Origin of the sequence: Nocardia sp. SYP-A9097 (assembly GCF_009649815.1) — a bacterium.
Classification (GTDB): Bacteria; Actinomycetota; Actinomycetes; order Mycobacteriales; family Mycobacteriaceae; genus Nocardia.
On record NZ_WJIC01000002.1, the window covers coordinates 339285 to 363041 of the forward strand.

The 23757-nt window shown below is 66.4% G+C and carries 27 protein-coding genes; 11 read left to right on the forward strand and 16 right to left on the reverse strand.

The genetic code is table 11. The features are described from left to right. Positions 1 to 146: 146 nt before the first annotated feature. From GFY24_RS05275 to GFY24_RS05285, 3 genes are read right to left on the reverse strand one after another with little or no spacing between them, the layout of a single operon-like run. Positions 147 to 797: a GNAT family N-acetyltransferase gene (locus tag GFY24_RS05275; RefSeq protein ID WP_153804179.1), complete on the reverse strand. Its 651-nt coding sequence runs from the start codon at positions 795 to 797 to the stop codon at positions 147 to 149. A gap of 10 nt (positions 798 to 807) precedes the next feature. Continuing rightward, positions 808 to 2067, reverse strand: a complete 1260-nt coding sequence (gene glp, locus GFY24_RS05280; protein ID WP_153803831.1) for a gephyrin-like molybdotransferase Glp — start codon at positions 2065 to 2067, stop codon at positions 808 to 810. Positions 2068 to 2119: 52 nt separating this feature from the next. After that, positions 2120 to 3073: a UTP--glucose-1-phosphate uridylyltransferase gene (locus tag GFY24_RS05285; RefSeq protein WP_153803832.1), complete on the reverse strand. Its 954-nt coding sequence runs from the start codon at positions 3071 to 3073 to the stop codon at positions 2120 to 2122. Positions 3074 to 3320: 247 nt separating this feature from the next. Here GFY24_RS05285 and GFY24_RS05290 point away from each other — a divergent pair, with 247 nt between their 5' ends. The 4 genes from GFY24_RS05290 to mscL all read left to right on the forward strand — a co-directional run bounded on the left by GFY24_RS05290 (position 3321) and on the right by mscL (position 5577). Beyond that, complete coding sequence (locus GFY24_RS05290) at positions 3321 to 3902, forward strand: 5-formyltetrahydrofolate cyclo-ligase (RefSeq protein ID WP_309230481.1); 582 nt, start codon at positions 3321 to 3323, stop codon at positions 3900 to 3902. Positions 3903 to 3987: 85 nt separating this feature from the next. Further along, positions 3988 to 4323 (forward strand): FmdB family zinc ribbon protein, encoded by a 336-nt coding sequence (locus GFY24_RS05295; protein ID WP_153803833.1) that lies wholly within the window; start codon positions 3988 to 3990, stop codon positions 4321 to 4323. Between the two features lie 89 nt (positions 4324 to 4412). After that, the gene (locus tag GFY24_RS05300) at positions 4413 to 5090 is read left to right on the forward strand and encodes an SAF domain-containing protein (protein WP_153803834.1); all 678 of its coding nucleotides are present in this window, start codon (positions 4413 to 4415) and stop codon (positions 5088 to 5090) included. Positions 5091 to 5169: 79 nt separating this feature from the next. Continuing rightward, positions 5170 to 5577, forward strand: coding sequence for a large conductance mechanosensitive channel protein MscL (gene mscL, locus GFY24_RS05305; protein WP_153803835.1), 408 nt, complete (start codon positions 5170 to 5172; stop codon positions 5575 to 5577). Between the two features lie 90 nt (positions 5578 to 5667). Here mscL and GFY24_RS05310 read toward each other — a convergent pair whose 3' ends face one another. The 9 genes from GFY24_RS05310 to GFY24_RS05350 form a co-directional block, all read right to left on the reverse strand. Next, the gene (locus GFY24_RS05310; protein ID WP_153803836.1) at positions 5668 to 6348 is read right to left on the reverse strand and encodes an MspA family porin; all 681 of its coding nucleotides are present in this window, start codon (positions 6346 to 6348) and stop codon (positions 5668 to 5670) included. 65 nt (positions 6349 to 6413) lie between these two features. Next, a complete protein-coding gene (locus GFY24_RS05315; protein WP_153803837.1) occupies positions 6414 to 7094 on the reverse strand; it encodes an MspA family porin in 681 nt (226 codons plus the stop codon). A gap of 309 nt (positions 7095 to 7403) precedes the next feature. Further along, positions 7404 to 8075, reverse strand: coding sequence for an MspA family porin (locus GFY24_RS05320; RefSeq protein ID WP_153803838.1), 672 nt, complete (start codon positions 8073 to 8075; stop codon positions 7404 to 7406). A gap of 64 nt (positions 8076 to 8139) precedes the next feature. Then, on the reverse strand, positions 8140 to 8820 hold the full coding sequence (locus GFY24_RS05325; protein ID WP_153803839.1) for an MspA family porin: 681 nt from the start codon (positions 8818 to 8820) through the stop codon (positions 8140 to 8142). A gap of 319 nt (positions 8821 to 9139) precedes the next feature. Beyond that, positions 9140 to 9388 carry a hypothetical protein gene (locus tag GFY24_RS05330; protein WP_153803840.1) on the reverse strand — a complete coding sequence of 83 codons (249 nt, stop codon included), beginning with the start codon at positions 9386 to 9388 and terminating at the stop codon, positions 9140 to 9142. Continuing rightward, positions 9385 to 9930: a MogA/MoaB family molybdenum cofactor biosynthesis protein gene (locus GFY24_RS05335; RefSeq protein WP_153804180.1), complete on the reverse strand. Its 546-nt coding sequence runs from the start codon at positions 9928 to 9930 to the stop codon at positions 9385 to 9387. Before GFY24_RS05335 ends, GFY24_RS05330 begins: the two co-directional genes overlap by 4 nt. Positions 9931 to 10019: 89 nt before the next feature. After that, on the reverse strand, positions 10020 to 11237 hold the full coding sequence (locus tag GFY24_RS41665; RefSeq protein ID WP_375336010.1) for a S1C family serine protease: 1218 nt from the start codon (positions 11235 to 11237) through the stop codon (positions 10020 to 10022). Positions 11238 to 11974: 737 nt separating this feature from the next. After that, entirely contained in the window at positions 11975 to 13402 is a 1428-nt protein-coding gene (locus GFY24_RS05345; protein WP_153804181.1) for a HAMP domain-containing sensor histidine kinase, read from the reverse strand. Positions 13403 to 13440: 38 nt separating this feature from the next. Further along, positions 13441 to 14133 carry a response regulator transcription factor gene (locus tag GFY24_RS05350; RefSeq protein WP_157556752.1) on the reverse strand — a complete coding sequence of 231 codons (693 nt, stop codon included), beginning with the start codon at positions 14131 to 14133 and terminating at the stop codon, positions 13441 to 13443. Between the two features lie 302 nt (positions 14134 to 14435). On the opposite strand from GFY24_RS05350, the gene GFY24_RS05355 reads away from it, so the two are divergent. From GFY24_RS05355 to GFY24_RS05380, 5 genes are read left to right on the forward strand one after another with little or no spacing between them, the layout of a single operon-like run. After that, a complete protein-coding gene (locus GFY24_RS05355) occupies positions 14436 to 17465 on the forward strand; it encodes a sensor histidine kinase (RefSeq protein ID WP_228566008.1) in 3030 nt (1009 codons plus the stop codon). Next, on the forward strand, positions 17462 to 17869 hold the full coding sequence (locus tag GFY24_RS05365; protein WP_067572715.1) for a roadblock/LC7 domain-containing protein: 408 nt from the start codon (positions 17462 to 17464) through the stop codon (positions 17867 to 17869). Before GFY24_RS05355 ends, GFY24_RS05365 begins: the two co-directional genes overlap by 4 nt. A 10-nt stretch (positions 17870 to 17879) precedes the next feature. After that, entirely contained in the window at positions 17880 to 18257 is a 378-nt protein-coding gene (locus tag GFY24_RS05370; RefSeq protein ID WP_067572717.1) for a DUF742 domain-containing protein, read from the forward strand. After that, complete coding sequence (locus GFY24_RS05375) at positions 18238 to 18954, forward strand: ATP/GTP-binding protein (RefSeq protein ID WP_228566009.1); 717 nt, start codon at positions 18238 to 18240, stop codon at positions 18952 to 18954. The genes GFY24_RS05370 and GFY24_RS05375 overlap by 20 nt, the downstream gene beginning before the upstream one ends. A gap of 48 nt (positions 18955 to 19002) precedes the next feature. Further along, positions 19003 to 19821, forward strand: coding sequence for a hypothetical protein (locus tag GFY24_RS05380; protein WP_153803842.1), 819 nt, complete (start codon positions 19003 to 19005; stop codon positions 19819 to 19821). Between the two features lie 116 nt (positions 19822 to 19937). Here the strand turns inward: GFY24_RS05380 and GFY24_RS05385 are convergent, their stop codons facing one another. The 3 genes from GFY24_RS05385 to GFY24_RS05395 form a co-directional block, all read right to left on the reverse strand. Then, complete coding sequence (locus tag GFY24_RS05385; protein ID WP_153803843.1) at positions 19938 to 20648, reverse strand: cytochrome P450; 711 nt, start codon at positions 20646 to 20648, stop codon at positions 19938 to 19940. A 9-nt stretch (positions 20649 to 20657) separates the two neighbouring features. Beyond that, positions 20658 to 20852: a ferredoxin gene (locus tag GFY24_RS05390; RefSeq protein ID WP_153803844.1), complete on the reverse strand. Its 195-nt coding sequence runs from the start codon at positions 20850 to 20852 to the stop codon at positions 20658 to 20660. A gap of 135 nt (positions 20853 to 20987) precedes the next feature. Further along, positions 20988 to 21794, reverse strand: coding sequence for a VOC family protein (locus tag GFY24_RS05395; RefSeq protein ID WP_153803845.1), 807 nt, complete (start codon positions 21792 to 21794; stop codon positions 20988 to 20990). Between the two features lie 180 nt (positions 21795 to 21974). Between GFY24_RS05395 and GFY24_RS05400 the strand changes: the two genes are divergently transcribed. Continuing rightward, positions 21975 to 22985 carry a DUF1906 domain-containing protein gene (locus tag GFY24_RS05400; protein WP_194852751.1) on the forward strand — a complete coding sequence of 337 codons (1011 nt, stop codon included), beginning with the start codon at positions 21975 to 21977 and terminating at the stop codon, positions 22983 to 22985. 281 nt (positions 22986 to 23266) lie between these two features. Continuing rightward, entirely contained in the window at positions 23267 to 23479 is a 213-nt protein-coding gene (locus GFY24_RS05405; RefSeq protein WP_309230482.1) for a hypothetical protein, read from the forward strand. 104 nt (positions 23480 to 23583) lie between these two features. Here GFY24_RS05405 and rpmF read toward each other — a convergent pair whose 3' ends face one another. After that, positions 23584 to 23757 carry a 50S ribosomal protein L32 gene (gene rpmF / locus GFY24_RS05410; protein WP_153803847.1) on the reverse strand — a complete coding sequence of 58 codons (174 nt, stop codon included), beginning with the start codon at positions 23755 to 23757 and terminating at the stop codon, positions 23584 to 23586.

Consider the following 23757-nt stretch of genomic DNA (forward strand, 5'->3'; position numbering starts at 1 on the left):
TCGTACGAGGACGCACCACCGACGCCCGTAGGCTAATTCCGTGTCTCAGGAATGGCCCGCAGGCGCGCCGTCAACACCTGCCACAGTAGTCACACAAGTTACGACCGGTATGGATGTCGTGGTCAGTCGGTGCGGCGCGCCGTATTTCATGCCCGCGCGGCGCGTCCCGAGCGAATCAGCTTGTCCACCACGGTCCCTGAGACTTCCTCCACCGTCATACCAACCAGCAGGTGGTCACGCCACGCGCCGTCCACATCCAGATAGCGGCGCAGCAACCCCTCCTCGCGGAAACCCACATTCCGCAGCACCGCCTGGCTGGCAAGGTTTTCCGGCCGCACCGTGGCCTCCACCCGATGCAGACCGACCACACCGAAACAGTGATCCAGGCCCAGCGCCAGCGCCGCCGTCGCCACGCCCTGGCCGGTGAGCTCCTTGGAAACCCAGTAGCCGATCCACGCCGAACGCAACGCACCGCGCACGATATTGCCGATGGTGATCTGACCGCTGAACGCGCCGTTCACCTCGATCACCATCGGAATCATCGATCCGCGACGGGCTTCCGCCTTCAGGCTCGACCACAGCGACGGCCAATTCCCGGCATGATTGCGGGCCTCCCAGGAACCCCGCCCGGTCGGCTCCCACTTCTCCAGATGCTCCCGATCACGGGTACGAATCCGGCTCCACGCCGACGCGTCCCGTAAACGTATGGGCCGCAACGTGACCTGCCCCGCCGCCACTCGTACCGGACCCAGATGTGCGGGCCAGCCCGGATGCTGGGTGGCCCGGAAGACGCTCATATCCACGATCTCACCCTCGCTGTGCGAGGAAAGCGACCCGTACCTCGTCACCGGTACGCACCTCGGTGACATCCGGGTCGATCACAATGAGGCTGTTCGCCTCGGCCATGGTGGCCAGCAGATGTGACGACGCACCATTCGGCCCGCCGAGCGGCTGCACCAGGTAATCACCGGTCTGCTCATCACGCATGAGCTGCGCGCGCAGATAACCGCGCCGCCCCGGAATCGACGCGATCGGCAGAATCGTGCGCGCCCGCACCACCCGCCGCATGGGATGTCTACGGCCCAGCGCGATCCGGATCAGCGGCCGCACCATCACCTCGAAAACCACCAGCGCGCCAACGGGATTCGACGGCAGCAGGAAGGTCGGCACCTCATCGCGGCCGAGCAGGCCGAAACCCTGCACCGAACCCGGATGCATACCGACCCGGGTGATCTCCAACTCGCCCAGACCCTCCAGGGCCTCACGAATCTGCTCGGACGCCCAGCCGCCCACCGCACCCGCGATCACCACGACCTCGGAGCGAACCAGCTGGCCCTCCACCACATCCCGCAGGCGTTTGGGATCCCCGCTGACAATGCCGACCCGGTTCACATCCGCGCCCGCATCGCGCGCGGCGGCCGCCAGGGCGTAGGAGTTCACGTCATAGACCTGGCCCGGCCCGGGGGTGCGATCGATATCGACCAGCTCGCCACCGACCGACAGCACCGACAGTCGCGGCCGCGGATGCACCAGCACCTTGTCCCGGCCCACCGCCGCCAGCAGACCCACCTGCGCGGGGCCGATGATCGTCCCGGCGCGCACGGCCAGATCGCCCGGCTGCACATCATCGCCGATGCGGCGCACGTAATCGCCCGAGCGCACGGGCTCGTACACCTTCACCCGGGCGCGGCCGCCATCGGTGAAGTCAAGCGGCAGAACGGCATCCGCGAGGGTCGGCAGCGGCGCACCGGTGTCCACCCGCACGGTCTGGCGCGGCTGCAGGCGGATCGGCTGCCGGGAACCGGCCGCCACCTCACCCACCACCGGCAGCGACAGCTCGATCGGTTCGCCGTCCTCACCGCGAATATCGGCGCCCGCACCGGAGACATCCACACTGCGCACGGCATAGCCGTCGATGGCGGCCTGATCGAAACCGGGTAGCGGACGCTCGGTGACGACATCCTCGGCACACAGCAGTCCCTGGGCCTCGGAGATGGCGACCCGAACGGGCCGCGGCGCGACAGCCGCCGCGGTCACCTTGATCTGCTGATCCTCAACCGAGCGCATGCCGCCCTTCCCTGGTCTCGCGCACTAGCCACACCCCGTCAAGCGGCATCCGTCACTCGTGCGAGGTGAGCTGCGGCTCGGTGCGATCACCCAGCCAGCCCGGACCCAGCCGCTGCTCGAGCCACTCGCGCAGCGCGGGACCGTATTCCTCACGTTCCAAAGCGAAATCGACCGCAGCACGAAGATAGCCGCCCGGGTTGCCCAGATCGTGTCGCGACCCACGGTGCACCACAACGTGAACGGGATGCCCCTCCGCGATGAGCAGCGCGATGGCGTCGGTCAACTGCAATTCGCCACCCGCGCCCGGGGTGATCCGGCGCAGCGCGTCGAAGATGGCGCGGTCCAACAGGTATCGGCCCGCCGCCGCGAAAGTGGAAGGGGCCTGGTCGATCGGCGGCTTCTCCACCATGCCGTTGACCTTGAGTACATCGGTGCCCGCCCCGGGCAGTGACTCCACATCGAAGACGCCGTACGCGCTGACCTCCGCCGCGGGCACGTCGATGGCGCAGAGCACCGAACCGCCGTAGGTCTCGCGCACCCGCGCCATGGCGCAGAGCACACCGCTGGGCAGCACCAGATCATCGGGGAGCAGGACCGCGATGGCGTCCTCGTCGTCGTCGAGCACCGACTCCGCCTGTGCCACCGCATGACCCAGGCCGAGCGGCTCCTCCTGTACCACCGAGGTGACATCCAGCAGGGCGGGGGCCTTGCGCACCTTCTCCAGCAGATGGAGCTTGCCGCGCTCCTCCAGGGTGCTCTCCAGCACCAGGTCCTCGACGAAATGCGCTACCACGCCGTCTTTTCCGGGCGAGGTCACGATTACCAGCCGGGTGGCGCCGGAATCCGCGGCCTCCGCGGCGACCAATTCGATGCCCGGCGTGTCGACCACCGGTAGCAGCTCCTTGGGCACCGTCTTGGTCGCGGGCAGGAACCTCGTGCCGAGTCCCGCCGCGGGCACCACCGCGGTGCGGAAGCACGACTCGGCTCCGCCGCCATTAGCTGTCATGAACTCACCCTATCCATCTCCTCTGGTGCGCCGGCGCGGCCTGATCACCGCCCCGACATCCCCGAGAGCCTAAGCGTCCGGGCCGCACCGAGCGCACCGAACGCCGCACCGCGCGCACCGGATGCCATACCCGTAGGGCATCCGTACAACCCTTCCACCACTTCATACCCACTCCCGCCACCGCGAACAGTGCTGCGCGCCACACACCCACACAGAGTTCGGTCCGGTGGCGCAATATCGTGAACGGGTGACCGGTATACGGGACAAGGCGGCATGGCGCGCGGAGATACTCGCGCGGCGCAAGGAACTCGCACCGGAGATCCGCGAGCGCGAGGCGCGGGCATTGGCCGAACAGGCCGCCGTACTGGCGCGCGGACTCGACGGGCGCTGGGCGTGCGCCTATGTGCCGGTCGGCGGCGAACCCGGATCGGTGGACATGCTCGACGCCCTGCGCGCGGGCGGCGTCCGGGTACTGCTGCCGGTTACCGGGGAACCGGGCCCGCTGGAGTGGGCCGAGTACGAAGGCCCGGAACGCCTGCGACGCGGGCGATTCGGACTGCGCGAACCGGACTCGACACCGATCGCCGGCGCACTGCGATCGGCCGAGGTGATTCTCGTTCCGGCGCTGGCGGTGGATCGGCGCGGAACTCGATTGGGTCGCGGCGCGGGTTATTACGATCGAAGTCTGAGCGCGAGTCGGGCCGATGCCCGATTGATCGCGGTGGTGCGCGACGATGAGGTTGTCGGCCATTTGCCGCGGGAGTCGCACGACCATCGAATGGGATGGGCGCTGACCCCCTTCGGCGGACTGCTCGAGCTGGGCGAATGACCGGGGAATTGACACCCGATTGGCAGTGTTGGCACTGTCATCTGTAGAGTGCTAAGTCGACGAATACCGTGGAGAGGTTTCACCGATGCCTACTTACTCGTACGCCTGCACCGAGTGCGACAACAAGTTCGACATCGTGCAGTCCTTCTCCGATGACGCACTCACCGTGTGCGACCGGTGCGATGGAAAGCTGCGCAAGCTCTTCAACTCGGTCGGCATCGTATTCAAGGGCAGCGGCTTCTACCGCACCGACAGCCGCAATGGCTCCACCTCCAGTGAGCCCGCCAAGTCGGCATCCAGTTCGGATGGCGGTTCGAGTTCCAGCGGCTCCGGTTCGAACGGCGCGAGCACCGGCTCGACCCCGAGCACGAGCACCCCGTCGAGCGCTCCGAGCAGCTCGAACAGCACCTCCGCCGCCTGATATCCACAGCCCCGGAGTTATCCACAGCCGACCCCTTTCCAGTACTTTCGGGGGTCGGCTGACGCCTGTACGGCCATAAGCTGCCCGGCATGATCCGTTCGCGCACAGCCGGCCCCGATGCCGATCTCGGCCGCGGTTCCCGCTTCGAATTCACCGCACTGCGCCCGCCCCGGGCCGATGGTGTACTGCTGCGCCGCATTTCGGCCGTGGCGCTACTGATGTTCGCCGCGATACTCGCGATGCGCGGCGATCCGAACGACCGGCAGACGCAGGTGCTGGTCGCGACTCGCGAACTGGCACCGGGCCATATCCTCACCGCCGATGATCTGCGCACCGCACCCCGCGAGACCACCGACCTGCCCGACGGCGCGATTCGCGAACCCGGCGCACTGCGCGGGGCGACCCTCACCGGCGCGGTCGCACCGGGCGAGATCCTCACCGAACTGCGGGTTGTCGGCCCGCGCCTGGCCGCCGTCGCCGCCCACTCCCCCGACGCCCGCATAGTCCCGATTCGGCTGGCGGACAATGCCGTTGCCGATATCCTGCGCGCGGGTGATCGCGTCGACGTGGTCGCCGCCGAGGAGCCCGGCAGCGGCGGCCGCCCGGCCCGGCTACTCGCCGCCGACGCGGCGGTCATCCTGACTCCCGGCGCGGACAACTCCCGCGGCCGGGATGAACGAATAGTCCTGGTGGCCCTGGATTCCCGGCGCGCCACCGCCGTGGCCGCCGCCTCCCTGCGCACGGCACTCACCGTCGTGTTCCACTGACCCGGCCGCGAAGTGAACTAGCATCCCCGATAACGCATTACGCAGGCTCCACCCGCCTTCAGCAGAGGAGTTCTCGGCAATGCTCGAGGGTTTCAAAGATTTTCTGCTTCGCGGCAATGTCGTCGACCTGGCCGTCGCGGTCATTATCGGCACCGCATTCGTCGCCGTTGTCACCGCGTTCAGCAATGGCGTCATCAATCCACTGCTCGCGGTGTTCGGTGGCATCAATGACCTCGGACTCGGGTTCCAATTGGTGGCCGGCAAACCCGCCACCTTCGTCGCCATCGGACCCATCATCACCGCCGCGCTGGACTTCCTCATCATCGCGGCACTGCTCTACTTCATCCTGGTGATCCCGGCCACCAAGGCCAAGGAGCGCTGGGGCAATGTCGATGCTTCGCTCACCGATAATGAACTGCTGCACCAGATTCGAGATCTGCTCGCCGAAGACCGTATTGGGAGTTCCGGCGGTAAGCACGAAAGCTGAAGTCATGCGGGAGTCTCCGGCGAACACCTGAAATACACGAACGGGCCCGGCGCGAAATGCGCCGGGCCCGTTCGTCTTACGTTATGGAGATCAGCCGAGCGAGAACGGCGCGCCCCACAGAGTGACCCAGGTGATCACATTGTCGGTCTCGACCTCGACGCTGACGAAGGCACGCGCCTGAGCGTAGCCACCGCAGCCGTTCAGGCCGATGGTCTCGTCCGCCCAGGTGACCGAGCCGCTGGAGCCCTTGAACTTGTTGCGGACCTTGTGGGTCTCGCCACCGAAGTCATCGGCCTGCTCGAGATCGAGCACGTAGAACGACTTCGCCTGGCCGGGGCCGAGATTCAGGTTTCCGCCGGTGGTCGCGCCCGCGGACGGGGTGACATTGCCGTCACTGTCCCACGACGCGCCGCCGGTGGCTCCGGCGCTGGTGTCACCACCGGCGATGTTCACCTGGCAGCCGACCACATAGCCCGGGTAGATGCTGCCGCCGGTGAAACCGGGTGCGCCGGACAGCTCGACCTGCGCCGATGCCGAAACCCAGGCATTGCGGTGCAACGGAGTAGCGCCCATGGACCCGCTGAGGTTGGCGGATTCGCCGACCAGCTTGACCGTGACCACGGTGCCGTCGGAGAGGGTCTTGGTGAGTTCGCCGCCCGGCAGGCCGACGAAGGTATCGGCGTTGGCAGCGCCGGTGGAGAACAGGCCAAGAGCGGCGGTTGCGACAGCGCCGACACCGGCCACCCGCGCCACAGTCTTACGGATGTTCATTACAGTTTTCCCTCGAGGGTTGAATTCGCTTGCGCGAGAAGTGATTTGGCGGGGTCTGACCACTATCAGCCGATGCTGAACGGCTGGCCGTACAGGGTGGTCTTGGAGTAGTGGTCGCCGATGATCTCGACGGTGGTGTAAGCCCGCGCCTGGGCGTAGCCCGCGCAACCCTGGAGCTGAATCTGAGCATCCTGGTACTCGACCGAGTAGGTACCGGGCTTCAGAACGTCCTTGTAATCGATCTGGACGAACTTGACCTCACCTGGGCCGAGGTTGACTCCGATGGAGCCGCCGACCGAGGCATCGCTGAGGCTGATGCCGCCGGAAAGCCCTGCGGTGATGGCGTTATCGGCGATGTTCACCTGGCAGCCGACGATGTAGCCGGTGCTCAGCTGAGAAGCGCCATGGGTGGAGGAATTGTTGGACCCGTCGCCATTGGCCGGACCGTTGTTCGGTCCGACGGTGCCTTCGGGCGTCTCGGCGATTTCGGCAACGGCATTGCCGGTGACCCACACGACGCGACCGGCGCCGTTGGCCGCCAGAGACGGCGAAATGATGGCGTGCTCACCCGTACGGGTGATGGTGACAGTCCCACTGGGCGCAGCCTTCTGACCGTCCGGCAACGGTACGAAGGTATCGGCATTAGCAGCACCAGTCGAAAAAAGGCCGATGGCCACGGCCGCGGCCGCGCCGATACCCGCAATGCGGGCACCACGACGCAGACCGTGGGTGCGGTTCTCGCTCATACTTCCCCTCATCAGGTTTCTTACGGTCAACCTCGACCACCGAGGTTGAAAAGGGCTCTTGGGGAACCCCGGGTAAGTTTGTCGCCACATTGTTGCCACTGTGTTACTGCTAACAAATTCTTAATGTGTAGCGACGCTGGGCACTTTACATCACCGCTGTGATCTGTGAGGTGTGAGAGAACGGAATCCAGTGCACCCGCACAGGGCCCCGCGCCTATCCCGCATGTATGTCGAGAATGCTATGGATAGCGAAAAGGGGCCCGGCGCAAAAAGCGCCGGGCCCCTTGGGCTTCCGCTGAGCGGGAGGAATCAGCCGAGGCTGAAGGGCTGTCCCCAGAGGGTCACCCAGGTGATCACGTTGTCGGTCTCGACCTCGACGCTCACGAAGGAGCGGGCCTGGGCGTAACCGCCGCAACCGGTCAGACCGATGGTCTCGTCGGCCCAGGTGACCGAGCCGTTCGAGCCCTTGAACGCATTGCGGACCTTGTGCGCCTCGCCACCGAAGTCATCGGGCTGCTCGAGATCGAGCACGTGGAAAGAGCGCGTCTGGCCGGGGCCGAGGGTCAGGTTGGCACCGCTGGTGGCACCGGCCGACGGGCTCGAACCATCCCAGTTGGCGCCGCCGTCGGCACCACCGGTGGCGCCGCCACCGGAGATGTCGACCTGGCAACCCACCACGTAACCGGGGAAGATCTTGCCGCCGACGGCGCCGTTGGCGCCGGACAGCTCGACCTGCGCGCTGCCCGAGACCCAGGCATTGCGGTGCACCGGAGTGGCACCCATGGACGGGTTGATGTTGGCCGATTCACCGACCATGCGCACGGTCACGACAGTGCCGTCGGACAGCGTCTTGGTGAGTTCGCCACCGGGCAGCGACACGAAGGTGTCGGCATTGGCCGCGCCGGTGGAGAACAGGCCGAGAGCGGCGGTGGCGACGGCGGCGATACCGGCCGCCCGCACCACAGTCTTGCGGATGTTCATTGGTTTATCCCTCTAGGGTCGAATTCGCTTACGCGAGTAGTGAATTTGCTGTTCAGACCGAACGTCAGCCGAGGCTGAACGGCTGCCCATAGAGGGTGGTCTTGGAGTAGTGGTCGCCGATGACCTCGACAACGGTGTACGCGCGCGCCTGGGCATAACCGGCACAGCCGTTGACCTGGATCTGCGCATCCTGGTACTCGACCGAGTAGTGGCCCGCCTTCAGGATGTCCTTGCTGTCGATCTCGACGAACTTGACCTCACCCGGGCCGAGGTTCAGGCCGACCGAGGCACCGAGGCTGCCGCCGCTGAGGTTGACGCCGCCCGAGACACCGGCGGAGATCGCATTGCTCGCGATATCGACCTGGCAACCGACGATGTAGCCGGTGGCGAGGTGCGAGGCGCCATGGGTTGAGGAGTTGTTCGAACCGGGCAGATTGGCGGCGCCGTTGTTCGGCCCGACGGTGCCCTCCGGAGTTTCGGCGACATCGGCGACCGCGTTACCCGAGACCCACACGACGCGACCCGCGCCATTGGCAGCGAGCGACGGCGAGATCAGGGCGTGCTCACCCGTACGGGTGATGGTGACAGTCCCACTGGGCGCAGCCTTCTGACCGTCCGGTAACGGAACGAAGGTGTCGGCATTGGCGGCGCCGGTCGACATCAGACCGAGCGCCACGGAGGCGGCAGCGCCGATGCCCGCGAAGCGGACGGCGCGACGGACACCGCTGGTGCGGTTCTCGCTCATTCTTTCCCTCATCAGGTTCTCTCGCGTACAGCTCCGACCACCGAAGCTGAGCAGGGACGCCCGCCGCATCCAATTCCCATGAGCAAATGTCAAGCAGTCTGCTCAAACTCTTTGGACACGTATATTTATCGACCCGAACGAGATTCTAGCCACATCCGCAACTATTTGGCAACAGTTTGATAAACATGCGAATGCCGTGATGAATCGGCGTAAATGTGAGACCCGCCGCCGAGCGGGGAGAATGCCGCGCGCAATACGCGCGCATACGATTGTGAGCACACTCAGCAGTGAGTGCGCTCAGCGAAATCGAGAGTGGAATTCAGCCGTGATGCGGGGGCACCTGCGAACGCAACCAGTCATCCCCCGACTGGCCCGAGTCCGGTTCGGGAGTGCGCTCGTCATTGGTGGTGGCGGGCAGATCCTCGCCGAAGACGGCCGCCAGCTTGGCCGCGTCCGCGGCCGATAAACGACGGGACCCCGTCCGGCGCCGGGCCGAACGGGGTGCGCCGGAGTCGTCCGGCTCGGGAGCCGGATCGCCGGCCGCGTCCTGCTGTGAGCGGGAAATCATTCGTCCAGACCGGACAATTCATCGATGACCCGGCTGGCCAGCGGGCCGAGGGTGGCCATACCGTCGCGAATCGCGGCACGCGAACCCGGCAGGTTCACCACCAGGGTCGAACCCGAGACGCCCGCCAGCCCGCGCGAGAGACCCGCGTCCAGCGAACCCGAGGCCAGACCGGAGGCGCGCAATGCCTCGCTGATACCCGGGAGCACCCGATCCAGCACCTCTTCGGTGGCCTCCGGGGTGACATCGCGCGGGGACATACCGGTGCCGCCGACCGAGATCACCAGGTCGACACCGCCGATGACCGCGGTATTGAGCGCATTGCGGATCTCGACCTCATCGGCCTGGACCGAGACCGACGCGTCGACCAGGAATCCCGCCTCGGTGAGTAGTTCGGTGACCAGCGGCCCGAAGGAATCCACTCCACCGTGAGCGGTTCGGTCGTCGACGACCACGACAAGAGCACGGCCCGCCACTGCGGCATCGATTTCCATGGTGGTAACCGTAGCGCCTGGACCCGACAGCCCGGCGGCTGCGCCCGACATCACAGTGCCGTTGTCCGACAACAGCTCCCAGCCGCCGTCCGGGGTGACCCGGATCTCCGGCACGGGTACTCGTCCACTCTCGCGTCGCATCATCGACCGCCCTCCGCCGCCGCCTCGCCGAGGGTCACCTCGACGGTCTTGGAATTGTTGCCCTGATCGTCGGTGTAGGTCACCTTGACCTTGTCGCCCGGCCGGTGCGAACGCACCGCGGCGATGAGGGCATTACCCGAATCGATCACCTGATCGTCGAGTTTGGTGACGACCACGTTGTTCGGGATACCGGCCTTGGCGGCCGGGCCGTCCGCGGTCACCTCGAGCACGCGAGCCCCATTGACATCGTCCTGCGCGCGCACCTTCACGCCGATCTGCGCGTAGGTGGCCTTACCGTTCTTGATCAGCTCATCGGCGACCCGCCGGGCCTGATCCACCGGAATGGCGAAGCCCAGGCCGATCGAGCCGCTCTGCCCGCCCGCCGTCTCGGAGACCCCGAGGGTGGCGATGGCGGTATTGATGCCGATCAGCTTGCCGTTCATATCCACCAGTGCCCCGCCGGAATTGCCCGGATTGATGGCGGCATCGGTCTGGATGGCGTCGATGACGGTGCCCTGCGAACCCGGCTCACCGCTGGTCGATACCGGGCGGTTCAGCGAGGAGACGATGCCCGTGGTCACCGTGCCCGCCAAGCCGAGCGGCGAACCGACCGCGACCACCGACTCACCGACCTGCAAACTGCCGGACGAGCCGAGCTCGATCGGCTTGAGGCCCTGCTTGTTCGGCACCCGCACGACCGCCAGATCCGAGACCGGATCCGCGCCGACCAGCTGCGCCGCGGCGGTGGTGCCATCGCTGAAGGCGACCTGCATGGTGGCGTTCGGGCCGGCACCGCTCACCACGTGATTGTTGGTGAGGATCAGGCCGTCGGTGGAGAGCACCACGCCGGAGCCCTCACCCTCGGCCTTCTGGCCCGCGACCCGGATCATGACCACGCTCGGCAGCACCTTCTGCGCGACGGCCTGCACCGAACCGGCCGGGGCATTGGCGACGGTGTTCACATTCGGTTTCGGTGCGTCCAAGGCGTTGGTGAGGGACGAACCGCCATTGTCGGAATGGGTGGCCAGTGCACCCACGGCGCCGCCGATACCGCCGCTCAGCAGCGCCAGCACCACCGCACCGGCGACCAGACCGGTCTTGCCCGAGCGCTTCGGCGCGGGCGCGCCCGGCTCACCGGGGAAACCCGGACCCCGCGGCGGCTGGCCCGGACCACCGGGACCACCGAACATCGGCTCGGTGTGCTGCGGTCCGCCCATGCCCTGGGCGTACCCGGCCCCCGACGCCGCGTACGCCTGGCCATAGGCGCCGACCGGCAGCTGCTCGGTCCCGGCAGCCGGAATCCGTTGGGTGGCAGGGCCATACGACTGCGCGCCGAACGGCTGACCACCCTGCGGCTGTGCGCCCTGCGGCTGTGCGCCGTGCGGCTGGGCCCCGTGCGGCTGTGCGGGATAGCCCTGAGCCGCGCCCTGCGACCCACCGCGCGCCCACGAACTCTGCTGTGCCGCATAGGCTTCCGGTGCTCCAGCACCCGCGGCGGCGGCGCTGCCGAAACCGTCGAACGATTCGGTGCGCGGATCCCCTTGCGGCTGAGCCGAACCGAAGCCTTGCTGCGATGGCGCGGCCGGACCGCCGAAGGGCGATCCTCCCGGACCGCCGACGGGTTGCGCTGCCGGACTGTCAGTGGGTTGCGCTGCCGGACCACCGGTGGGCGCATCGACGCCGAAGTCGGGGTGGGCCGGGGCCGCGGAATCGGGCTGGCCGGGGGTTTCACCATGAGCCGGGGTCGCGGGGACGCCGGAGGTGGCGGGCGACTGCGTGGCAGCGTGGGGGTCGGGCTGCGCGGCGGCGAGGCCGGGGGTGGCTTCGGGGTCCCGCTTCGAATCCTCGGTCATGTTTCTCGTTTCTCCTCGAGTCTCGTAGCCAAGCGTGGCGGTGACGACTGAGAGCGGACTGAGACCGCGCTTTCTTTTTCCGGAGCTTTTCTATCGCTCCGCTACTGCTCTACACCCGCGAAGGGGTTGCCTTCGCCAGGAAGAACGATACGGATAAGCGCGCCGCCGCGGTCGGAACCATCGATGGTGATGGTGCCGCCATGCTTGGTGACCACCTGTTTCACAATGGCCAGCCCCAGCCCGGAGCCGGGCATGGAGCGCGAGGCCGTGGTCCGGTAGAACCGCTCGAACACCAGATCGCGCTCATTGGGCGGAATACCCGGCCCGGCATCGTCCACCGCCAATTCGAGCAGCCCGCGCCCGTTCTCGCGCATGGACACCCGCACCGAACCGCCCGCCGGACTCCATTTGGCGGCATTGTCGAGCACATTGAGGATGGCGCGTTCGAGTCCGGCCTCATGCCCGTAGACGAACCACGGCCGCAGCGAGGCATCGAATTCGATTCCGGTGCGCCGGCGCCGGGCACGTTCGAGCGCCCGCTCCACCACATCGCCGATATCGACCTGTTCGTAGACGGTCTCGGGTGCGTCCTCGCGCGCCAGGTCCACCAAATCGCCGACCAGTGTGGACAATTCCTCGATCTGCGCCATCACATCCGAGCGCAACTCGGCCATGTCCTGATCCGGAATGCGCGGTGCGCCCGGCCGCGAGGAGGCGATGAGCAATTCCATATTGGTGCGCAAAGAGGTCAGTGGCGTCTTCAGCTCATGGCCCGCGTCCGCCACCAATCTGCGCTGTCTTTCCCGGGATTCGGTGAGCGCGCGCAACATGGTGTTGAAACTCTCGGTGAGCCGGGCGAGTTCGTCATCGCCGGTTACCGGAATGGGCGTCAGATCATCGGTGCGCGCCACCCGTTCGGTGGCCGCGGTCAAGCGCGCGATGGGCCGCAAACCGGTGCGCCCCACCGCGGTTCCGGCCGCCGCCGCCAGCATGACGCCGCAACCGCCGACCACGAACAGCAGCCAGGCCAGTCGATCCAGGACCTCGCGGGTGGGTTGCAGCCGCTGCGACACCACCAGTGTGGAGCCGGAATGCGTGCGCCGCGCCAGCACCCGCTGATTGTCGACGGTGCGCAGCGAGAAGCCGATCTCGCCGCGCGCCACCGCCAATTCCTGTTTGCCCACAGGCGGATTCGTGGTCTGCGGCGGTACATACGGCGACAGGTCCGGGAAGATCAGCGCGACCCCGACGTCATTGGAGTACAGCCCCGCCAGCACGATGGACTGGAAGCCGAGCGAATCGAAGTTGTTGTCGATCATCAGCGAAGCGCGCGCCTTCAATTGCGCGTCCACATCCGCGTACAGCGAACGCGCCACCATCGCATAGGCGGCGATGGAGGTGAAGGCCACCGCGACCGCCACCACCGAGGCGGCCAGCAGCGTCACCCGCCAGCGCAGGGAGACCGAGCGCGTGAGCGGCATCGGCGGGCGCATATCGGGCTCAGGCGATTTGGCGAGCCCGGCGACCATCGACCGCCGGGGAACAGTTCTACCCACGACTCCAGCCCCTACGGCGGGGTCTCGCGCAGCACATAGCCGACACCGCGCACGGTGTGGATGAGCCGCGGCTCACCCTCGGCCTCGGTCTTGCGGCGCAGATAACCGATGTACACCTCGAGCGCGTTGCCGGAGGTGGGAAAGTCGTAGCCCCAGACCTCTTCGAGAATGCGGCTGCGGGTGAGCACCCGGCGCGGATTGGCCATCAGCATCTCCAGCAGCGAGAACTCGGTGCGGGTCAAGCTGATCGGGCGTTCGGCGCGCAGCACCTCGCGGGTGACCGGATCCAGTGACAGGTCCGCGAAGGTCATGGTCTCGGAGACCTCGCCCTGATCGACGGTGGTGCGGCGCAGCAGTGCGCGCAGTCGCGCCAGCAACTCCTCGAGGGCGAACGGCTTGGGCAGATAGTCATCGGCCCCGGCGTCGAGTCCGGCGACCCGCTCGGAGACCGAATCACGTGCCGTGAGCACCAGAATCGGCAGATCGTCACCGGTGCTGCGGAGCCGCCGGCATACCTCCAGCCCATCCATACGGGGCATCATCACGTCGAGTACCAGGGCATCGGGCCGCTGACCGGTGGTCTTCTCGAGGGCATCGAGACCGTCGACCGCGAGGTCGACGGTGTAGCCGTTGAAGGTCAGCGAGCGACGCAGCGATTCCCGGACCGCGCGGTCGTCGTCGACTACCAGAATGCGCATGGACACCAGTCTGCCCACAGCGACTGAGAGGCGACTGAGAAGGGCGGCTTCGACACGCCGGACGGGATCGCCTGGTGACCAGCGCGTTTTACTTACCGATCGGTAAGCGTATTCGAAATACGTTGCGCCGGATCCTATTCGGAGTCATGTACAACGAGTTCCTCGAATTGCCGTTACACAGCCCGCGCGGTATGTTGCAGGCCGGAAAAGAAGACCTCTAGTTGGTTCCGCGCGGGGTTAGACCCCTACGCCGTACACCGCATACGACCTGGGGGTCACTCGTGAAAAGCGGAGGCGACGGAAGCGGGATGGAAGCGACACCCCGGTCCTGGCAATTGAGCCTGTCCAACTGGCCCGTCACACGCAAGGTCGGCATCGTTCTGGTGCTCCCGGTGTTGCTCGCCTCGACCTTCGCGGTCCTGCGCATCAACTCCGAGCTGCAAACGATCAACAACCTGAGCGCCGGTACGGAACAGGCCGCCGTAATGGGCCCATCAATCAAATTCGAGTCCGCCACACAGGAACTCGCCGTAGCGGCCATCACCGGCTGGGGAAATCCCGAAGCGAACCCGGTGGTGGACAATGCCATCGGCAAATTCGATCAGGCGGTCGCCGAGCTCGAGACCCTGCTGCGCTCGTCCCGAGTCGAAGTCGGCGTCGCCCAGGGCATGACCGAGGCCATCGGCGACGCCAAGAATATGCGTAACAGCCTGCGCAGCAGCTCACCGCAGGCGATCGCCGACATCTCCGGCGCGATCTCCACCAAGGTGCAGTCCTCGCTGACCACCTCGCAGACGCTCTCGGATCTTCGTGTGCAGCAACTGTTCCTGCAGCAGGGCACCGTCATGACGGCCAGCCGCCTGCTCACCCAGGAACGCCTCATGCTGGCCACGCCCGGCATCGGCACCAATGACGCCATGAAGACCCGGCTGCTCACCGCCATCGGCGCCGAGATCACCATGGTCGAGGTGTACAAGGGCCTGGTCCCGGACGCGGCACAGAACTACAACGGACTCAAGGACGCCGCCGGAACGCGTATCGGCATTCTGGCCTCGGGCGCACCGGATCCGATGGCCATTCCCGCCATGACCGACTCCCTCAAGGCCAGCGCGGACCTTTACTCCCGCGAGGCCAATGGCATCGGCGACATGCTGGACAGCAAGCTGGCCTCGCTGACCACCGACGCCCGCAATACCGTGCTCCGCGATACCTCGGTCGTAATCGGCATGCTGCTGGCGGGTCTCGCACTCGCCCTGGTGGTGGCCCGCTCGCTGGTCGTGCCGGTCCGCCGCCTGCGGCGAGATGCCTTGCAGGTCGCGCACATCGACCTGCCGCAGGAACTCGAGGTGGTGCGCGCCGGTGGCGTCACCCCCGAGATCACCCCGGTCGATGTGCACACCACCGAGGAGATCGGCCAGCTCGCCCGAGCCGTCGACGATATCCACACCCAGGCGCTGCACCTCGCCGCCGAACAGGCCCGACTGCGACTGCAGATCGGCAATATGTTCGAGACCCTTTCCCGCCGTAGCCAATCCCTCGTCGAACAGCAGCTGACGCTGATCGAAGAGCTCGAGCGCGACGAGGACGACTCCGAACGCCTGCAATCGCTGTTCCGCCTGGACCACCTCGCCACCCGCATGCGCCGAAACGGCGACAACCTGCTGGTGCTCGCCGGAACCGCGCTGCGCCGTGGCCATCTCGCGCCCGTGCCGCTCTCCGACATGCTGTGGTCCTCGGTCTCGCAGGTCGAGGATTACCAGCGCGCCGAGATCGGCACCGTGCCCGACGGCATCGTCGCCGGTGAACCCGCGGTCGATATCGAGCACCTGCTGGCCGAGTTGATCGACAACGCGCTGCGCTACTCCCCGCCGTCCACTCCGGTGGCGGTCTCGGTGGCGCGCGCCGTGGACGGGGGCTACCTCATCGAGATCACCGACCGGGGCCTCGGCATGAATGCCGAAGACCTGCAGTCCATCAACGACCGGCTCGCCTCCGGTGGTGAGGTCAATGTCGAGACCGCGCGCCGCATGGGCCTGTTCGTCGTCGGCCGACTGGCCAAGCGGCACAACATCACCGTGAGCCTGCGCCGCACCTCCGCCATGGTGCAGCAGCCGGGCATTACCGCCAGCGTGCACCTGCCGGGCACCCTCGTCTCACCCGCGCCCGAGCGCGCCGGCGACAACAGCACCGGGCAGTACCCGGCCACCGCGGCACTGCCCGTGGCCCCGGCCGCGGTCTCCTCACTGCCGCAGGCACCCGTATCCGCACCGCAGCCGGTGGTCACACCGCCGCGGCTGATACCGGTGCCCAATCCCCCGGAGGTCGTCACCACCGGGCGGTTCGGCGTCACCAGTTCCGGTCTGCCACAGCGCAAGACACCGGGTATGGATACCGGCGAACAACCGGTCTACACCGGTGACCAGCCGTTCACCGATAATTTCGTGGATGCCTTCGCCGATGGTGGCGCGCCGACCGAGAACTACAGCGTGGTGGGGCCGAACACCCAGCCACCGGTGGACTTCTGGGGCGATACCGGCCAGCACGAGATGCAGCGGCCACAGGAAGTACAGCGACCCGAACCGGCCGCACCGGCCGCCGCCGACAATGGCTACGGGTACGGCTCGGACAATGGGGACGGGAACGGCGGCTACTTCTCGAACGGCTACAGCGCGTTCGGACCCGGCGAGAGCAATGGCGGCGGTAGCGGTAACGGCCTGAGCGGCGATGACCATCGCGGCAATGGAAATGGCAACGGGTCCAACGGCAATGGCTTCGGCGCGGAGACCGGCAGCGGCTTCGATACCGGCAATGGCTTCAACGCCGATACCGGCAACGGATTCGCCGCGGACAGCGACAACGGATTCGCCGCCAACACCGGCAATGGATTCGGCTCGGACAGCAACGGATTCGGCTCGGACAGTGGCAATTTCACCGCTCCCGCCCCGCTCCCGCAGCGTGGTCAGCCCGCACCCGCCGCTCAGCCCGCCCCGCAGCGCGAGAACGTCATGTCCGGTAGTCCGATCTACCAGCGCATGGTGTCCGAGTGGCTGGTGGAACCCGCCGGCAGCACCCAGGATTCGGACACCGAGTGGTCGTCCACCTCGGATGCGGGTTGGGCCGCCGCGGAGGAGGCCGCCAATCCGACCAGCAACTCCCGCACTCAGGGTGGACTGCCCATCCGCCGGCCCGGCGCCCAGCTGGTACCCGGTGCCGTGGCGCAGGAGGACGAGGCGGGCGCGCGCAATCCGGACGAGATCCGCAACAGCTTGACCAGGCACCTCAGCGGCGTCCGTTCGGGGCGCGCAGACTCGCAGTACACAGACGGAGGGCATGTATGACCGACTCCCAGAGCACCACTACAGATGAGAACCTGAACTGGTTGGTCACCCGTTTCACCCGGGAGGTGCCGGGCGTCTCGCACGCCGTCCTGGTCTCCGCCGACGGCCTGCTGCAGGCGACCAGCCCGCACCTGCCGAGCGATCGCGGTGAGCAATTGGCCGCGGTCACCGCGGGTCTGGCGAGCCTGTCCGCCGGTGCCGCACAGCTTTTCGACGGCGGTAAGGTGATGCAGTCCATCGTGGAGATGCAGCGCGGCTACCTGCTCGTCATGAGCGTCGGCAATGGTTCGCACCTGGCGGTGCTGGCCAATAAGCAGCACGACATCGGCCGGATCGGCTACGAGATGGCGTTGCTGGTCGACCGGGTCGGGTCCGTGGTGCAGGCCACCGCCCGCACTGCCTGATGAGGCGCCGATGACATCTTCAAACGGAGGCGTCGGCGGCACTCGTCCGACCAGTCGGGTCCGCCCGTACGCGCTGACCTCCGGTCGCACCGAACCGGCAGTGGATCTGCCGCTCGAGGCGGTCGTCGAAACGCTTTCCTACACTGCTCATTTCGATTGGCCCGCCGGTGATATCCGCACCGAGATACTGCGCATGGGCACCGCGAGACTGTCGGTCGCCGAGATCGCGGCGCACCTGCAGCGGCCATTGGGCATGATCCGGGTCGTGATCGGCGATCTCGTCGTCGCCGGGACCCTGCGTGTGCATTCGACTCTGAGTGATCAGGCGACCTACGACGAGCGCCGCTCTTTGATGGAGAGGACCCTGCATGGACTCCGCGCCCTTTGACGGCGGGAGCTACAACGGGGGAACGCCGCAGTACCCCAACGGCGGGCCCCAGTATCCGGGTCAACAGTTCGCGAATCCGGGTGTAGCGCAGCAGTACCCGCCCCGACCGGGCGAGGAGTTCCGGACCGTGGCCTCCACCAAGATCGTGGTGGCCGGCGGTTTCGGAGCGGGCAAGACCACCTTCGTCGGCGCGGTATCGGAGATCGTTCCGCTACGCACCGAGGCGATGGTGACCGCCGTATCGGACGGAGTCGACGACCTCGCCGCCACGCCCGGTAAGGAAACCACCACGGTGGCCATGGATTTCGGGCGCATCATCCTGCCCGGCAATCTGGTGCTGTACCTGTTCGGTACACCCGGCCAGCGCCGATTCTGGTTCATGTGGGACGACCTCATCAAGGGCGCCATCGGCGCGGTGGTGCTGGTCGACACCCGTCGCATCGAGGACAGTTTCGCCGCCGTGGACTTCTTCGAGGCCAAGAAGCTGCCATTCCTCATCGCGGTCAACCGATTCCCGGACGCACCGCGCTTCCCCGTCGCCGAACTGCGGGAGGCGCTGAGCGTGCGCGAAGGCGTGCCGATCGTCGATATCGACGCCCGCGATGCGGGCGAGGTGCGGCGTTCACTGGCCGCGGTCACCGAATACGCGATCGAACGGCTGATGAACGCGCAGCGCGAAACCGCCCAGCGCGGCTAGACATTCGCGTACATCGCAGCAGATTACGAAGGCAGGCAGGGGTTCTGGGTGATCTATTTCTCGATGGGCTACTGGGTCATCGGCCTGGCACTGATCGTGTCGGTGGCCGGCGCGTCGTGCGGGCTGGCATGCATCCGCCAATCCACCAAATCGGTGACGGCGCGCTTCCGGTTGCTCTGGCTCTTCGTCGCCGCCAGCTCCATCGGCGGTGTCGGCGTGGCTCTTTCGGTGTTCGTCTCGATGCTCGGCTTCGGTGTCAAAGGCACCACGCTGCGCTACGACACCACCATGACCACGCTCTTCTCGGCACTGTCCGGGCTGACCGTCTTCGCCGCGCTGGTGATCGCCGGTAAGACCCTGAACTGGTTCCGGCTGATCGCCGGCGCGCTGGTGATGGCGGCCGGCCTCGGCACCGTGCACCTGCTGCTGCTCGCGGCCATCCGGGTGCAGGGCAGCACCGAGCGCGGTCTGGTCTCCATTATCGCGGTGTACGTCATCGCGGCGGTGGCCTCGGCACTCATGCTGTGGTTCAGCATGTGGGCCAAGACCGTTCCGGTGCTCATGGTCGGCTCGCTCGCCTACGCCGTCATGGTGACCGGCATGCACTACGCCGGGCTCACCGGACTGCAGGTGCATGTGAACAGCGCGGCCGCCATCCCGGACGGCACCGAACTGTTCGACTTCTTCGTGCCGTTCTTCGTCATCGGCACACTGTCGCTGACCATTCCGATCACCGCGATCCTGGTCGCACCGGACCGGCGCGAAGCCCGGCAGGCGCCGGTGCCCGTGGAACTCGATGCGGCGCACAGTGCTTCGCTGGCGATGTCATCGCGCAAGTCCGGGCGGGTCAAGGCGTCCATGCGCTGATCCAGCCGAAATACTTTTCCGGCCAAATGTTTTCAGGGGGGCCGGTGTCGCGAATACCGCGGCACCGGCCCCGTTTCGTTCTCGAGACCCGCGTCCGCGAAACCGATAGCGCGCGATCACCATTCGACCGGTAGTGCGCGCACGCCGTGCACCAGCGAATCCAGTTTGAACTCCACCCGATCGGCGAGCTGACGGTGCGCGCGGGCGAGGGCCTCATCCTCGATATCCCGTCGGCGAACTGGAACGCCGAGACCTTCGAGAACCCCCGAGGTGTCACCGCTGAAGCCGACCGCCGAACTGCGCTGGAAGAAGGCATGATCCGCGTAAGGGACGCCGAGCAGTTCGCAGATGGCCAGCGAGGGCACGGGCAGCGCGAGCGCCGCCACCAGATCGGCCGAAGTGCCGCTGTCGAGCATGAGGTCGATGTGCTCGTCGATGTACTTCTGGATGACCGGCTTCAGCGCGTCCAGGCGCTTGATCATGAACGGCTTGGTCAGCATGCGCCGGTAGCGGGCGTGCTCCTCACCATCGGTATTGAACATGGTGCGCGGGGCCATCGCCGCGAGCGCCTTCATACCCTCATTGAGGTGCGGGAACCCGGGCAGCGCACCGTCCACGCTGACTCGCGCGTCACCGAAAAGCGAACGGGCCTCGTCGTATCCGGTGACCAGCCACGCTTGCTGCCCGTCCCAGATCTGCACCTTGGCTACCGGACCGGTCGCGGCCAGTTCACGCACCGCCTGCGGCGGGGCGAACGGGCAGCCGGTCGAACGGCGCACGGGGTGAACAGGTAGGTCGGAGGTGCTATCGGCAGCTGCTTCGAACATAGGTATACGTCATTCCTCGATCTGAATTGCTTGCGCGGGACAGAATTCGGCGGCCAGGCGCACAGCGTCGGCTTGCCCGGGGGCTGGATTCTCGTCGAGCAGAGTGACGAGACCGTCATCGTCACGCTGATCGAAGACCTGGTCGGCGCGCATTACGCAATTACCGGAGGCGATGCACTTGCCTTGGAAAACAACAACTTTCATCAAAACCCACCCCACAAAACAACTTTGATGCGTCCGCATGTCAACACGCGGCATCACGCCATGCCGGTCGAGCAGAGGCGGGGTGGACCCGCCCCCGGCTCGGATCGGGCATCGCGTTTCGGACGCGAAAGTCGATCAGTCCTGTGGTGCCGGCATCTTTCCCATCGTCTTACTCGGGTCGAGCAGGGCGAACAATTCACCCTGTGGCGCGGCCAGAATCGCCATCCGGCCGAACGGCCCGTCCTGGGCAGGCAGCAGTACCGTCGCGCCCAACTCCGCGGCCCGTCGTAGCCCGTCGTCGAGGCCGTCGAACTGGAACCAGGTGAGCCAATACGGTTGTTCGGGCGCGGCACCATTGGCGCTGTCGTCATTGATACCGCCCACCGGCTCGGTGCGATCCGGTGGGATCAGTGTCGCGTAACGCATGGCCGGATCATCGAATTCGGCGTAGGTGAAGCCGAAGACACTGGCGTAGAACGCCTTTGCCTCGGCATACGCCCCGGTGTGCAGATCGCTCCAGGTGTACGCGCCGTGCTCGTTGTGCACCGCCGCACCATTGTGTGCCCGCGCCTCCCATATCGCGAACGGTGCGCCCGAGACATCGGCGGCCACGAACATGCGGCCGAATTCCATCACATCGAAGGGCGGCACCAACATTCGGCCGCCGGCGGCCGTGACCGCGGCGGCACTGGCGTCGGCGTCCGGTACCGCGAAGTAGGTGGTCCAGACCGAGGGCACACCCACCTCGGGTTTGGGGCCGATTCCCGCGACGGGCTGCCCGCCGCGGAAGGCCATCAGATATCCCCCGGCGTCTTCCCCACCGCCCCGAACGTCCCAGTCGAACAGCGCCGCGTAGAACTCACCGGCCTTGGCCGGATCGTCGACCTGGCAGTCGACCCAGCACGGCGTGCCCGGGGGCCACGCCTCATCGCGTACAGGCATCGGTCATCTCCGTTTCTGAAGTACAGCAAAGTAATCAATAGCGGTTGTAGTGACGCCGATCACACAGCCGCACCCAGTCAACCACTGTGCTCCGACAATTTCCCGGAGTTCATCAGGTCGGGTAGATCGACTCGAGGAATGACGCGACAGTGGCCCGTTCGGCGAATTACAGTGACTCTCATGCGTTTCGGGTTGGATTACGCCGCAGGCCGCCCGGCCGCGAGCGCAATCCGGGCAGCCGGTTTCGATTTCGTCGTTCGGTATCTCTCCGAGGGCGGATCAGCTCTGCCGGGCAAGATACTCACACCTGCCGAAGCGGACGATCTACGCGCACACGACATTTCGATCGTGTCCAACTGGGAGACCACCGCCGCCCGCATGCTCGACGGGTACGGGGCGGGCGTCACCGATGCGCGGGCGGGCCTGGCGCGGGTACTGCGCTGCGGCGGGCGGCCCGATCGGCCCATCTACTTCTCCGCCGACTTCGATGCCACGCCACCGCAGCAGGACGCCATCAATGCGTATCTGGACGGCGCGGCCTCGGTGCTCGGACGCGTGAATGTCGGTATCTACGGCGGATATTGGCCGGTGAGCCGTGCCCTGGATACCGGGGCGGCGACCTGGGCCTGGCAGACCATCGCCTGGTCGGGCGCGAACCGCGAGCCGCGCGCACAGCTTTTTCAGACCGGTCGACAGGTTGTGGTGGACGGCGTCGAATGCGACGTAAACGAAACCGACCATGTGGATTTCGGTCAATGGGATATTGAACCAGAGGAACAGGACTTGACACCCGAACAGGACGAAATACTCCGCGACATCCAGATCCAGCTGCGCGGACCCGGCCTCGCGGGCTGGCCGCAACTCGGTGACGACCCGGAGGGCAATCACCTCACCGTGGTGGACGCACTCGCCACCGCACTCACCAAGATCGATGAACTGCGCACGGAGATCAGCGATCTGGAGGCCACCACCGCCGAGCTGAGCAGTGAGGTGGCGCGACTCTCCGGACAGCACTGGCCGTTCCCGTTCTCGCTCATCGAGGGGCCCGCGACGGCCTTCGCCGATGGACTGGGGCGGCTCGAACAGCTGCTGCCGGATCTGCCACTGCCCGGCTGGGGTGATACCCCCAAGGCTGAACAATCCACGGCCCCGACAAGCCCTATTGCCACAGCAGACAACCGAATTGGTTGATTTGTCGGAATTTCTCCGGCGCACGTAGGGTTTGAACACCCCCGAAAGTGGCGATGAGCGGGTTCTTCTGTAGTCAGAAGAACCCGCCCTCGGCCACGAGGATACCGCCGCCAGGGCACGGATTCACAACTTTGAGAAGACTTTTTGGAAGAGACCCACAAAGTCCGGCGGCCGATCCGCTACGACACTGCGGGCAGATCCATGGTGGCGCAGCGACATTCCCACTATCGTCAGCCGAGTCCGTTCGTGTTCTATCGAAGGAGGCTCCAGCGGCCGTCAGCGTGGTTCTCGACAAAGCTCTCGACAAGGCGTATGAAAGCAAGTCCGTCAAGGAAATCCTCTCCGCGCCACCGTCCGCACTCGCCGGACTCACCGAGAAGCATGACACCCAACTCTTGGCAGCCCTCGGCATCAAGACCATTGCCGACCTGGGCAACAACAAGTACTTCCAGCTCGCCGCCACCCTGATGGAGCTCGCAGCCAAGGAAGGCTGACACTCGCTACGACCGACGCCGGGCGCTCTCGCGAGCACCCGGCGTCTTCGTGTTCGGGGATCCCTCGTCATCCCGGCATGCTCTCGGCCGGGATCCACACTCCGTCAGAGTTTCGCCGGATCCAGTAGTCCACGCCGCACCGCACGCGAAAGCCGGCGTGGAATCCGATACTCGACTCCCCCCACTTCGATCGAAATCAGATCCGGCGCAGTGGCTTTCCATTGCGAACGCCTACTCCGGGTATTCGAACGCGACATCCGCCGCTTCGGCACCGCCAT